Genomic DNA, 12,509 nt, shown 5'->3' with positions numbered 1-12,509 from the left:
GACCTAGTGGTGTGTCTCGCAAATAACCGTCTACATGTTGCGTACAATTCTCTGTATGAGTGGGCGAGCTGCGGCACCGTTGCCGTTGACCGATGGTGAGCGCGAGACGTTGGAGAGGTTGACCCGCAGCCAGCGGGTTCCGCATCAGCAGGTGCTGCAGGCCAGGGTGTTGTTGCTGGCCTCGGACGGGGTCGCCCACATCCGGATTGCCGAGGAGGTTGGGGTCCGCGCGGCCACGGTGCGGGCCTGGCGGAGCCGGTTCGGCGAGGACGGTTTGGCCGGTCTGGGTGTGATTCGCAAGGGCCGGGGTCGACGGTCGTCGATCAGCGCGGAGACGGTCGCCGAGATCGTGCGGTTGACCACGACCACGACACCGCCGGGGCAGACGCATTGGTCGTGTCGGACGATGGCGCAGCGAGTGGGGGTGAGTTCTTCTACAGTGCAACGGATTTGGTCGGATCTCGACGTGAAACCGCATCGAGTCGACACGTTCAAGGTATCCAATGACCCCCGATTCGAGGAGAAGCTGATCGATGTGGTCGGGTTGTATCTGAACCCGCCGGAGAAGGCGATCGTGCTCTGTATGGATGAAAAGTCCCAGATCCAGGCATTGGACCGGACCCAAGCGTCGCTGCCGATGGTTGCCGGTCGCGCCGGGACCATGACCCACGACTACAAACGCAATGGCACGACCACCTTGTTCGCTGCGTTGGACGTGCTCACCGGTACCGTGATCGGCCAGTGCCTGTCGCGTCACCGGCACGAGGAGTTCATCACGTTCCTCAACACCATCGACCGTCAGGTCCCGGCCGGGTTGCAGGTGCATCTGATCCTGGACAACTACGCCACCCATAAACACCCGAACGTGCAGAAATGGAGGAAGCGGCACAAGCGGTTTCATTTCCATTTCACCCCGACCTCGTCATCGTGGCTCAATCAGGTAGAGCGCTGGTTCCGCGAGCTGACCGACAAGAACATCCGCCGCGGGATCTTCCCCAGCGTGCCCGAGCTGATCGCCAGTATCGAGTCATACATGCACGCGCACAACGACAATCCGAAGCCCTACATTTGGACCGCCACCGCCGAATCCATCCTCGCCAAAGTTGCCCGCGCGCGCGCAACACTCGAACAAGTAGCCAACTAATTCAGAGACACACCACTAGCTGACTGCGGTCAGGTGCAGGACGAGGGGGAGGGTCGCGACCGAGAGGACCGTCTGGGCTCCGGTGATCGAGGCCATCAGGCGGGCATCACCACCCATGCGTCGGGCCAGGATGTAGGCCGATGGCGCGGTGGGGACCGCGCAGATGATCACGATCGCCGCGAGGGCGGTCGCGGTCACCCCGAATGCCGAGGCGATGGCCGCGCCCGCCAGGGGGAGTGCGACCAGTTTGAGCGCGGCGGTCAGCACGATGTCGATGCTGTCGCGCAGGCCGATGCGCACGGTGATGGCCGCGCCGGCGACCAGGGTCCCGGTGACCAGTGCGGGTTGGGCGAGCATCTCGATCGGCGCCGCGACGACGGCGGGCAGACCGATACCGCCGAGATTGAGGGCGAGCCCGGCCACACATCCCTGGATGAGCGGGTTGGTCACCAGCTGGCGCACGATGGCGCGCGGTCCTCCGGCACCCTCGCCGAGGGCCTGACCGTAGATCGACAAGGTGGTCACCGAGACGATGTTGACCAGCGGCACCATGATGGCCGCGGCAAGCGCGAAGGCGGCGATCCCGTTGGCGCCGTGCAGGGCTGAGGCGAACACGAGCCCGATGTAGGTGTTGATCCGGACGCTGCCCTGGACCAGTGACGTCAGTTGCGGACCGTCGGCGCGCATGGGCCGGCGCAGGGCCACCAACAGCACGGCGAACGTGAGGACCGGGACCGCGAGGCTCACGACCATCGGGACGAGGGAGATCTCGGTGAGCGGGGTCTGGGCGATCGATTCGACGAACAGCGCCGGGGTGAACACGTGATAGCTCATCCACTCGGTGCCCCGCCAGAAGCGGTCGTCGGTGACGAAGCGACGTTTGAGTACGGCGCCGAGGGCGAGGATGAGCACGATCGGGATGATCGCGGTGGTCACGAGCTGCATTCCCACGACTGTGATGCAATGGGTCAGTGCAGTTCAACCATGACAACATGACGGGCGCGATACTGGCGGCCGACCTCGTCAACCTCCTGGCCGACGATCGCTGGACGATCGTGGCCGTCGGCGAGGTGTTCGCCGAGCACTCGATCCGGTGGCCCGACCTGGACGACCGGACGTTGATCGAACTGCGCCGATGGACCACCCGACTGCGCACGGTGTTCACCGCGGCGACCGAGAAGCGCCGATGCGAGGCCATCAACGCACTCCTCGTCGACGGCGTCGCCAGCATGTATCTCACGACACATGACGGGCTACGGCCGCATCTTCATTTCACGCCGGACGAGGACGACGTGGTGAGCCGGATCATGGCGGTCACCGCCGGCGGCCTGGCGATCTTCACCGTCGAGGCCGACGGCCGGCGACTCGGACGATGTGCGCGCACGGGATGCCGACAGGTGTTCGTCGACACCAGCCGCAACGGTCGCCGCGCCTATTGCTGTACCCGCTGCGGCAACACCGACGCGGTACAGCGTCATCGAGCAAGGGCGGCGGCCGAGCGCGGTAATGAGTGAACTGCACCAAGCCATTGCGCGAGACTGCGGGACTGCGGGACCCGGGGGATCAGCCCTGCACGCCACTGTCGTCCACGATGCGCTGGAGCGCCATCTCGATCATGGTCTCCCGTCGAGGATTTCACCAATTCCCTGCCGGTATGGCGTGATGGGGAAGTCGGGGAAACGCGCAGCAAACTTGGTGGAGTCGAAGATGTTGTCGGCACCGTATCGCGGTATCAGTTCGGATACCTCTTTCGCAGACTTGTCGAACAGGCTGCCGATGGTGAAGGCGACCGCGGGGATCGTCGCATGGCGGATGCGGTGGCCGGTGATCTCGCGGGCCACCGAGATCATGTCCGCGTAGCTCGGCCGCGCGGGGTCGACCGGAAGATGCCAGGTCTGGCCGTAGGCGTCGGGCGTGTTTCCGATCAGGCCCATCGCGCGGGCGGCATCGGGTGTCCAGATCAGGCTGCGTCGGGTGTGCGCGCTGACCGGGATCATGGCCCGCCGACCCTGCCGAATCCGGTCGAAGACCGCAGAATTGGTGAGGCTCTTGGTTTTTCCCGGCCCGTAGAACTCTGGCGCGCGACAGATCACGGCGTCGACGGCACCGGTGCGCATCTCGTCGAGCAGCATGGTCGCGATCGTGGCGCGGACAACCGACTTGCGGCCGGCCGGCCGGAACTCGGCGTCCTCGGTCTGCGGGGTCGAGGTACGCGGATACATGTAGGTGTTGTCGAAGAAGACCAGCTTGGTGCCGTGTTCTCGGCATGCGGCGATCGTGTTGGCCATGATGGCCGGGAACTGCCGTTCCCACCGTGTCGAGTCCATCGGCAGGCCCACGGTCAGGTAGGCGATGTCACTGCCCTGGACGGCGCGGGATGCGGCGTCCGGGTCGGTGAGGTCGGCGGCAAGGAGCTGATCGGTGTCATGCCTGCGCACCGGATTCCGGCTGACCAGACGGATCTCGTCGGTGATGTTCTCGTACAGGTAGTCGGTCAGCACTTCGGCGATCTGCCCATTGGCGCCCAGAACGGTCTGCATCTGTTCCTCAACTCGTGGATCGTCGGGCGCCTCACACCGGGATCAGGATCGATTGGCCACCGAGATCGGCTCGACGGCGTCGCGATTCGGTCCGTTCGTCGACCATGGCGGCGCGGGCACCCATGAATGTTTACATCGCTCACATCAAGCTACGGCCGAAGGTGGGTAGCGTCAACACCGCGAGGCATCGACCCATGGCAGTCATCCGGACCGCACATGACCGGCCCCTCGACGGAGCCGCGTCGACAACCGAGCACAATAGGCGGACGAACACGATGGGCAGACGAAGGAGGTTCGACAATGGCGGCCGACACCAAGAAGACCTATCACCACGGCGATCTCCGTGCGGCGCTGCTGGAGTCGGCAATGGCCATGCTCGAGCGCGGCGAGTCGTTCTCCATCCGCGCCGTCGCCCGCGAGGCCGGGGTCTCCGCGACCGCGCCGTACCGGCACTTCCCCGATCGCGATGCACTGGAGTCCGCGTTGGCCGCCCGGGGACTCCGCGACCTCAGGGCCGACCTGACCCGGGAACGTGAACTCCCCGGCACCGTCGAGGAACTCGCCGACCTCGGTGGGGCATACGTGGAGTTCGCACTGCGCCGACCGGCGCTGTTCCGCCTGATGTTCGGTAACGAGTGCGACCACGAGAGCGAGGAGCGCGTGCGTGCCGCCGCCGAGGTGCACGAGTTGCTGGCGACCGCCATCACCAGGGTGTTTCCCGATTCCGACCCGATGGATCTCGCACTCGGCGGGTGGGGCCTGGTGCACGGCATGGCCTACCTCTACCTGGACCGAAAACTGACCAGCCCCTCGATCGGCAGCGTCGTCGCGCAGGTCCGATCCTCGTTCATCGCCGTCCTCGAAGCCGGGGCAGCCTCGACCCATAGCTGATCGCGCCCCCGACGCCAACGGCATCATTGACGCCTTCGGTCATCACCGCTAGCCTCGATGTAAGCAGTGCTCACATGGATATGCGCTCGACTCGTCCGCGCGTGCCGGTGCGGCCTCGACACCACCGAGGCCGCACCGTCCATCGAGAAGGAGGCCGACCATGCCCACCCGCATCCTCGACGTCGTCACCAACGTCGGACACTACGACGACCCCGAACACCCCACCGGACTGTGGCTGTCCGAACTCAGCCACGCGTGGAAGATCTTCGAGGACAGCGGTTTCGAGCAGACCCTCGTCAGCCCGGACGGCGGCACCGTCCCACTGGAACCACGTTCGCTGAAGTTCCCCAACTACGACAAGACCGCCAAGGCGTGGCGCGCCGACCCGGCCAGGATGTCGCTGCTGGAAGACACCCGGGCTCCAGCCGACGTCGACCCCGCCGACTACGACGCCATCTTCTTCACCGGCGGCCACGCGGTGATGTACGACTTCCTCGACAACCCCGGACTGCAAGGGATCACACGCGAGATCTATGAGCGCGGCGGTGTCGTCGCCTCGGTCTGCCACGGCTACTGCGGGTTGCTCAACACCCGCCTCTCCGACGGTTCCTATCTGATCGCGGGAAAGAAGATGACCGGGTTCGCCTGGCAGGAAGAGGTTCTCGCACGGGTGAACTCACTCGTCCCGTACAACGCCGAGCAACTCGCGAAAGAACGCGGCGCCCTCTACGAGAAGGCACGACTGCCGTTCGTCTCCTACACCGTCGTCGACGGCAATCTGGTCACCGGACAGAACCCGGGCTCGGCCAAGGAGACCGCAGAGAAGGTCGCCGCGCTTCTCTGACCATCACCAGGGCCATCACCGAACCGCGTAGAGCCGCGTGACGGCATCCACGAGTTCGGTGAGCCCGTTCGGTCGCGCATCCCGCCACCAGACCAGGTGCACCGGGATGCGCGGCCCGTCCTTGACGGGTCGATAGACGATTCCGGGGCGGACATGATGGTCGGCGGTCGCCGCGGCCGTGCTCCCGACGCCGCGTCCTGCCGCGATGGCGTCGAGCCAGCTGTCGACGTCGGTGGTCTCGATGAACTCGGGCGGGTGCTCGAAACCACGCCACAGCTCCTCACCGGTGGTTCCCGAACGAGGGTCGATCACCACGGTGCGTTCGGCGATCTCGGCCATCGTGACCTGGCGGCGCCTCGCCCATCGGGGGTCGTCGGAGGCGTATGCGACGAAGCGTTGTTCGAGACCGACGACCACCGAATCGAAGCGGCGCACGTCCACCGTGCGGCGCACGATCGCCACGTCGCACAGCCCCTCGGCCAGGCCCGCCGTGGGGGAGTTGTGTCGCACGAGTTCGAGCTGGATCGCCTCGTGCTCTCGGGCCCATTGCCGCTGCAGGGGAGCGGTGTGACGCCCGAGGGCGGCCCACGCGTATCCGAGCCGCAGTTGTCCGTGCCGGGTCTGCAGGAACTGCTCGAACCGTTCTGCCTCGGCGAGCAGGCGACGCGCATGGGGGAGGACCTCGAGTCCGGCACTGGTCAGTTCACACCCGCGCGGTACGCGACGGAGCAGCAGATCGCCGATCACACGCTCCGCCGAGGCGATCGTGCGCGAGACCGCGGCCTGCGAGATGTGCAGTTCCGCAGCCGCATCGGTGAACGAACCCAGCTCGGCGCACATGACGAAGACCCGTAATTCCCGCAGGGTGACATCCATAACCAAACCGTATGGCACCTCCGATTCATGCACTACTCGAATCGCCGACCAGCACCTACCGTGAGTCCGTGACCAGTCAGCACACCGCCACGCACCCATCGAGGCCGACGCACTCGGCGGAGACCGCCGGCCCGCGGCAGCGGGCCGAGGGTATCGCGATGATGCTCGGCAGTTCGGCGTCGAATCAGGTCGGTGCAGCGCTGGGCGCCATGGCCTTCCCGACGATCGGTCCGGTCGGTGTGGTGGCCGTTTGACAGTGCGTCACCGCGGCCGTGTTGTTGCCGGCTGTTCGTCCGGACTTCGGGGGCCTGAGCCGCGGGCAGTGGCTGCCGGTCCTCGGGCTCACCGTGGTGTTCAGTGTCATGAATCTCGGCCTGTACCTGGCCATCGAACGAATCGGGTTGGGCCTGGCGGTCACGTTGGAGTTCCTGGGGCCGCTGACCGTCGCGATCGTCGCCTCCGGCCGCGTCCTCGACATCGGGTGTGCGATCGTCGCCGCCGCCGGTGTCGTCGTGCTCACCGATCCCGGGCCGACCACCGACGTCCTCGGCGTTGCGTTCGCGCTGGCTGCCGCCGCATCATGGGCCGCCTATATCCTGTTGAACCGCAGTGTCGGCCAACAGATCCCGGGCCTACAGGGCACGGCCGTCGCGAGTGCGGTGACAGGCGGACTCTGGCTCCCGGTGGCCGCGATCTGGTTTGTCATCCACCCGCCGACGACGGCCGCGATGGTCCTTGCCATCGCTTGCGGACTACTGTCGTCCCTCGTCCCCTACATCTCGGATGTGGTGGCACTGCGTCGTGTTCCGGCGGCGATGTTCGGGACCTTCTCGAGCATCAGCCCGGTCTGGGCCGCCCTCGCGGGATGGCTGATGCTCGGACAATCCCTCGCCTCGACGAATGGGTGGGTATCGGCCTGATCGTGGCAAGCAACATGATGGTCTCACTGCTGGTGTCCCGTCGTGTTTCGTTGTCGGGCAGGCCTTCCCGAGGACGGTGACCGGCAGGTCACCCGAGCCGAGCGGCCTGCTCGTGTCCGGGGTCGACGACCATCACGACGAGCAACTCCGCAGTCGCGTCGAGGGGAAGATCGCCTGGCCGAATCGGAACCGGGACGATGACCCCGAACAGGCCTGCGGACTCGACGCGGCCCACCTGCCCGGCGGTGCCGGCGACCACGCCACCCACGTCGGCCAGGACCCCTGAGATGTTGAGCCGGGGATCATCGAGATCGACTCGGACACGTCCGCCCTCCGCCGGTACGGTTGGCCCGAAACATGGTGCGGGACCGACGATCGTGAGTGTGCGACGTCCGCGGTCGGCGGCAGCTCTGGCGTTCGCCGCATCCGCGGGCGTCGGTGCGGTCAGTTCGAGGTCGTCGAGGACGACGTAGACCCCACCGGCGCCGAACTCCGCTCCATCGTCGGCCACGATATCGGTGGCGAACCTGTCGGCGGCGTCCACCGACCGGCGGAGCTCGCGAGGCGATTGCCCGGGAGCGGGGGAGGCCTCGTAATACAGCTGTTCGACCGTTGCGACGACACCGGTCGCCTCCACTCCGCCGGGAGCATTCTCATGCCAGGACAACGTCAGTAGCATCGGCTGTCCGCATGGATCGCCGTGGCCGGGATCCCATCGGGCGAAGGCCTCACCCACGCCGACGACGTCGCATTCGCGATCCCAGCGGGTGCCGCTCTCAGGACCGGTCGGCGACGGATGCGCTGTGAGCCGTCCGCGTACCGTGTCACCGATACGCGGGGGCTTTCGGCAGCAGCCGTACTCGAAGGCGTCGATGTAGACGCCGATTTGCGGGGAGCTCGGGGAAGAACTGAAGGTCAACTCACTCATCGGAAGTTCGACAGACCGGCGCGCGAAGGCGTCGGGTTCCGATGCACCGCCGACGAGGGTACAGACCTCACCCGGCCCTGTCCACAGCCAATCACGCAGGTGTGGTGGCGATCTGACCTATAGCGGGTGGGACTACCGGGTCACCTCGGTGACGAACTCCGCTATCGCGTCCTGCATCTGCTGTAGTCCGGGTTCTTCGATGGGGTAGTGGCCGCCGTTGTCGAGCATGACGGTGGTCACCGGCCCGCGTGAGATCTTCGACAGCACAGGCTTGCTCAGCTCCAGCGGGGACCACCGATCTTCGGCGGGTTGGGTGAGCAGGATCGGGCAGGCGTCGAATTCCCCAGGCTCGACGGCGGGGGCAGGTCATGCCGACGATGGCGCGCAGCGTGCCCTTGGACGCCTTGGCTGCCACGTGATAGGTGAGCATGCCGCCGGCACTGAGGCCGTCGAGCACGATCGGCGGATCCGATCATGACAGCGGTCAACAACAACGCTATCGCCGAATGGAAGGCCGGACTCACCACGTACTGGAGGGATGCCATTACTGCCGGCGAGCTACCCGAAACAGATCTCGACATCGGGGTGGGACACAACCGTTGCGTACCCGGGAACATAGCCAATCGCTGGAATGGCCTAAACCGGATTCGACACCACCGCCGGGGCGGCTGGGTAGCAATACGTCACTGTGACGTTTTGGCACACTGAAACCCCGACGCGAGAGAAGCGATCAAGAGGACGCGTAGCGATCTTGCGAGATAGAGAGCCATCCGCAACTAGGCAAGTCTCGCAGCCGAATCACACAACGATGCCCGCCAGCCCAGGGACAGAACATGTCCCATTACAGAACGGAAGTCGCGATCGGCTTTGCGGAGATCCACCAATCTCGGCGAACATTTGCGGCCGTCGTCGATCACAGGCCGGTCTGGCTGGAGACGACCGCCAACCAGCCTCAGCACGCTTCGAGTCGATATCACTAGGTGCGTTGCGTGCCGATAATAGTAATTATGTCAAGTAAACCACTGCATATTGCATCAGATGCATCACCTCGCGCACTCCTCCAACCTCGCCCCGGCAAGCGCCAACCTAACTGCTACACAGCGACATTCGGAGTGTCGAAGGTTCCGCGAACGCCCCGAGAGCCTAGGCCCGTGACGTGGCAACCAGCCGATCCACGATTCGTTGACCTGGGGTCTTGACTTGATGATGCATCAGATGAATCATTGATGCATCAGATGAGACACGGCCTGGAGGTGCCGATGGCGGTTGACGATGTTGGACGCGCCTATCTCGTCAGCGCAGTCCGGCCGCTGCACCCCGAGGAACAGACCATCGCAGAGATGCTGCAGGGATGGCGCAACCAGCAGCTCAGCCGCAACCTTCGGTTCGAGACCATCGATGCCCGCATCAAGCAGGTCGAACGGTTCATCGAGCACTCGAATGAGCACCCGTGGTCCTGGACAGTTGCAATGGTCGACGAGTTCTTCGGCGATCTCAGATCGATCCACAGTCTCTCCCAGTCCTCCATCCGCGCCTATCAGGTGGGCCTGCGGCAGTTCTGCTCATACATCAGCAACCCCGACTACGGCTGGGACCGCGTCTGCGAGGAGCTATTCGGCACCCATCCATCGCAGGTCTTCTTCGACTGGAACACTGCCCAGCACGTCCAAGAGAACGAGTCCAGGCCAGATAAGCGGGCCTTCACCAAGCGCGAGATTCAAGACTTCTTCGACCATGCCGACGATCAGGTCTCGGCGATCGCCGCATCGGGACGCAAGGGGTGGCTGCCGGCCTATCGTGATTCCGTGATGTTCAAGCTCGCCTACTCCTACGGCCTTCGCTTCAACGAACTCGCGCACCTGCAAACCGTCGACTTCGTGCGAAACCCTCATGCCAAGGAGTTCGGCAAGTTCGGGGTCGTCAACGTGCGATACGGCAAGGCCAAGAAAGGGTCGCCTCCAAAGCGTCGAGGCGTACTTACTGTCTTCGACTGGACCCCCGAGGTCATCACCGACTGGCTCGAAAACGGGCATGCCCACATGGACGACGGCATAGATCTCTTCCCCAGTGAACGCGGCAACCTGGTTTCAGAGACCACGCTGATTCGACGTTTCCGCCGATACTGCGACGATCTGGACCTGTCGCCAGGGCTCGACCTCCACTCCTTTCGACGGTCATACGCAACCCACCTGCTCGAGGACGGCTGGGACGCGATGTTCGTCCAGCACCAAATGGGTCATGAACACGCATCCACCACCGCGATCTACAGCTGCGTGAGCAGCGATTACCGGACGAGAACCTTGCGCAACGCACTCGACGCGACACTCAATGCCGCACTCCCCCCCACCGAGAAAGGTGGCGCATCATGAAGCGCGACGTCGACTACACCTGGCGGCTCGCAGAACTCATGGCCAACCACCAGATGCACAACAGCACCGACCTCATCCCCCGACTCAACGAGCGTGGCATCACGCTGTCGCGACCGCAGGTCTACCGCCTGGTGCATCAGCGCCCCGAACGTGTCTCCCTCAAGCTTATTGCAGCTCTGTGTGACATCTTCGACTGCGGCCCTGAGGATCTCGTGACTGTCACCGCAGCCAACGCTCGAAAGAAGGCCGCCAGCGCTGGCCGCGAGAACGTCGTCGAGCTCAATAAGGCAGTGCGCCCACGCCGAGCGAGGATCATCAGTGACGACGATTGAACCCCGCCGCCGGAACACGGTCCGAGGCCGACCCAAAGCAACCGACGGCCACCTGGAATGCGTCCGCTGCCAGCGACACATGCGTAAAGCGGCGGTTACGTGGCCGGATGGCAAGGTTTGCAACTCGTGCTTCTACGAGGCCACGAGCCTGTTCGGGTCATGCCCAAGCTGCGGCATGGAGCGCATGCTGCCAGGACGACTGGACATCGGTGATCAGCCAGTATGCCGCGACTGCGCCCGCATCCGACAGGACTACCACTGCCGGTCGTGCGGGCAGGAAGCCCGTCCATACCGCCGCGGCGTCTGTGCTCGCTGTACCCTCCGCGCAGATCTCGAACACGATCTGATGCGCGACGACGCACCCTCCGAAGTCGCCGCACTGATCGACGCACTCTGTTCTGCCGACAGGCCTGAAAGCGTGCTGACATGGAAGCGATCGGAGAAGGTGCAACCACTTCTATCGGCGGTGGCGTCTGGGGCGACAGCCCTTACCCATGAGGGCCTCGACGCATACGAGCCGACTGGCAGACACGTGGAACACCTACGGTCGATCCTCGTGCACCACAAGGCTCTACCACCCCGCGATAAGTACATCGCCTACTTGACACGGTGGCTCGATGAGAAGCTCGCCGCAGTAGAGAACGACGAGATCAAGCGTCCAGTTCGACAGTTCGCAACCTGGCATCATCTACGCCGGATCAACGAACTTGCTCTCGCCGGCAAGTCGACGCGAGGACCTGTGCACTCTTCCAAGCAGGAAATCACTGAGACACTTCGGTTTCTCGCATGGCTTGATGCCGAGCATGGCCGCACGATCGCGACTTGTGTCCAACAGGATGTCGACCAATGGGTTATGACAGGCCCGACCACACGCCACGCAATCCGAACGTTCCTGATCTGGGCCGCCAAGTCACGTATCAATCGCTCCGTCACGCTCGGATTCCGACAAGCGAGATCCGTGCGCCTGCTCACGCAAGAAGAGCGCCTGGCGTGGATCCGGGAGCTCTTACAGGGCGACAGTGAGTCACTCCCCTACCGTGTTGCCGGGACTCTCCTACTCCTGTACGCACAGCCGCTCGTCAAGGTAGCTGAGTTTCCTATGGAGAAGGTGGTCGTCACACCCGACGGGCTCGCTCTGCAGCTTGGCGATCCGCCGTCTCCCGTTCCAGAGCCCTTCTCCGCTCTACTCCGTGAGCACATCTCGAGGAGACCTAACCTACGAACGACCGGCGCAGGAAGCCCCTGGCTGTTTCCTGGCTACCGCCCAGGGGAACACATCCATCCCAACACCCTGATGGACAGACTCCGAGGACTCGGGATCGACCTCCTCGGGGCGCGAAACACAGCGATACGCGACCTTGTTACTCAAGTTCCAGCACCAGTTGTCGCTGAGATGCTCGGGTACAGCGACCAAGTGACGCAGAGGCACGCCGATCTCGTATCTGATTCGTGGGGAAAATACGCTAGCAGCCGCGATCAGTCGAATAACCACTAAAGAAGGCGCGGAGCAGGAGCATATCTTCCGTAGTCGGCCTATCCGTAGATTGGCAGGCTCAGCACCAGACCTTAATTCACAAAAGCAAGGAGTCCCATGGTGACGCGCGACGTCGCTACACAGGCCGGGGATGGCAGTTCTTCCTCGGGATGCGGCGAAGACGAAACGAC

The 12,509-nt window shown here is 64.3% G+C and carries 13 protein-coding genes and 1 pseudogene; 9 read left to right on the top strand and 5 right to left on the bottom strand.

Annotated features, from left to right (window positions below):
- Positions 1 to 55 precede the first annotated feature (55 nt).
- Entirely contained in the window at positions 56 to 1,144 is a 1,089-nt protein-coding gene (locus tag Q9K23_RS00070; RefSeq protein WP_305950332.1) for an IS630 family transposase, read from the top strand.
- 15 nt (positions 1,145 to 1,159) lie between these two features.
- Here the strand turns inward: Q9K23_RS00070 and Q9K23_RS00065 are convergent, their stop codons facing one another.
- Positions 1,160 to 2,089, bottom strand: a complete 930-nt coding sequence (locus Q9K23_RS00065) for an AEC family transporter (protein WP_020791238.1) — start codon at positions 2,087 to 2,089, stop codon at positions 1,160 to 1,162.
- A 47-nt stretch (positions 2,090 to 2,136) separates the two neighbouring features.
- On the opposite strand from Q9K23_RS00065, the gene Q9K23_RS00060 reads away from it, so the two are divergent.
- Positions 2,137 to 2,658, top strand: coding sequence for a CGNR zinc finger domain-containing protein (locus Q9K23_RS00060; RefSeq protein ID WP_261977612.1), 522 nt, complete (start codon positions 2,137 to 2,139; stop codon positions 2,656 to 2,658).
- 99 nt (positions 2,659 to 2,757) lie between these two features.
- On the opposite strand, the gene Q9K23_RS00055 is transcribed toward Q9K23_RS00060, so the two are convergent.
- Positions 2,758 to 3,684, bottom strand: coding sequence for an NAD-dependent epimerase/dehydratase family protein (locus Q9K23_RS00055; protein ID WP_020791246.1), 927 nt, complete (start codon positions 3,682 to 3,684; stop codon positions 2,758 to 2,760).
- Between the two features lie 300 nt (positions 3,685 to 3,984).
- Between Q9K23_RS00055 and Q9K23_RS00050 the strand changes: the two genes are divergently transcribed.
- Together Q9K23_RS00050 and Q9K23_RS00045 are read left to right on the top strand one after the other, a co-directional pair.
- The gene (locus tag Q9K23_RS00050; protein ID WP_020791244.1) at positions 3,985 to 4,575 is read left to right on the top strand and encodes a TetR/AcrR family transcriptional regulator; all 591 of its coding nucleotides are present in this window, start codon (positions 3,985 to 3,987) and stop codon (positions 4,573 to 4,575) included.
- A gap of 160 nt (positions 4,576 to 4,735) precedes the next feature.
- Positions 4,736 to 5,419, top strand: a complete 684-nt coding sequence (locus tag Q9K23_RS00045) for a type 1 glutamine amidotransferase domain-containing protein (RefSeq protein ID WP_020791247.1) — start codon at positions 4,736 to 4,738, stop codon at positions 5,417 to 5,419.
- Between the two features lie 15 nt (positions 5,420 to 5,434).
- Here the strand turns inward: Q9K23_RS00045 and Q9K23_RS00040 are convergent, their stop codons facing one another.
- Positions 5,435 to 6,295, bottom strand: a complete 861-nt coding sequence (locus tag Q9K23_RS00040; protein WP_020791240.1) for a LysR family transcriptional regulator — start codon at positions 6,293 to 6,295, stop codon at positions 5,435 to 5,437.
- 68 nt (positions 6,296 to 6,363) lie between these two features.
- Here Q9K23_RS00040 and Q9K23_RS00035 point away from each other — a divergent pair, with 68 nt between their 5' ends.
- Both Q9K23_RS00035 and Q9K23_RS00030 read left to right on the top strand, forming a co-directional pair.
- Positions 6,364 to 6,549, top strand: coding sequence for a hypothetical protein (locus Q9K23_RS00035; RefSeq protein WP_261977611.1), 186 nt, complete (start codon positions 6,364 to 6,366; stop codon positions 6,547 to 6,549).
- 108 nt (positions 6,550 to 6,657) lie between these two features.
- A complete protein-coding gene (locus Q9K23_RS00030; RefSeq protein WP_238403902.1) occupies positions 6,658 to 7,215 on the top strand; it encodes an EamA family transporter in 558 nt (185 codons plus the stop codon).
- 88 nt (positions 7,216 to 7,303) lie between these two features.
- Here Q9K23_RS00030 and Q9K23_RS00025 read toward each other — a convergent pair whose 3' ends face one another.
- Both Q9K23_RS00025 and Q9K23_RS00020 read right to left on the bottom strand, forming a co-directional pair.
- A complete protein-coding gene (locus Q9K23_RS00025; RefSeq protein ID WP_020791241.1) occupies positions 7,304 to 8,143 on the bottom strand; it encodes a hypothetical protein in 840 nt (279 codons plus the stop codon).
- A 132-nt stretch (positions 8,144 to 8,275) separates the two neighbouring features.
- Positions 8,276 to 8,606, bottom strand: a pseudogene (locus Q9K23_RS00020) (hypothetical protein); the annotation flags it as partial.
- Between the two features lie 796 nt (positions 8,607 to 9,402).
- On the opposite strand from Q9K23_RS00020, the gene Q9K23_RS00015 reads away from it, so the two are divergent.
- The 3 genes from Q9K23_RS00015 (at position 9,403) to Q9K23_RS00005 (ending at position 12,339) form a co-directional block, all read left to right on the top strand.
- The gene (locus Q9K23_RS00015; protein WP_053776046.1) at positions 9,403 to 10,512 is read left to right on the top strand and encodes a site-specific integrase; all 1,110 of its coding nucleotides are present in this window, start codon (positions 9,403 to 9,405) and stop codon (positions 10,510 to 10,512) included.
- Positions 10,509 to 10,844, top strand: coding sequence for a helix-turn-helix transcriptional regulator (locus tag Q9K23_RS00010; RefSeq protein ID WP_020793155.1), 336 nt, complete (start codon positions 10,509 to 10,511; stop codon positions 10,842 to 10,844). The genes Q9K23_RS00015 and Q9K23_RS00010 overlap by 4 nt, the downstream gene beginning before the upstream one ends.
- Before the next feature lie 346 nt (positions 10,845 to 11,190).
- Positions 11,191 to 12,339, top strand: coding sequence for a hypothetical protein (locus Q9K23_RS00005; RefSeq protein ID WP_020790194.1), 1,149 nt, complete (start codon positions 11,191 to 11,193; stop codon positions 12,337 to 12,339).
- Positions 12,340 to 12,509: the final 170 nt, after the last annotated feature.

It is taken from the genome of Gordonia sp. NB41Y (assembly GCF_030718915.1).
Taxonomy (GTDB): domain Bacteria; phylum Actinomycetota; class Actinomycetes; order Mycobacteriales; family Mycobacteriaceae; genus Gordonia; species Gordonia desulfuricans.
Note: the sequence above shows the minus strand (reverse complement) of the source record. Positions and strands in the feature narration are given on the sequence as shown.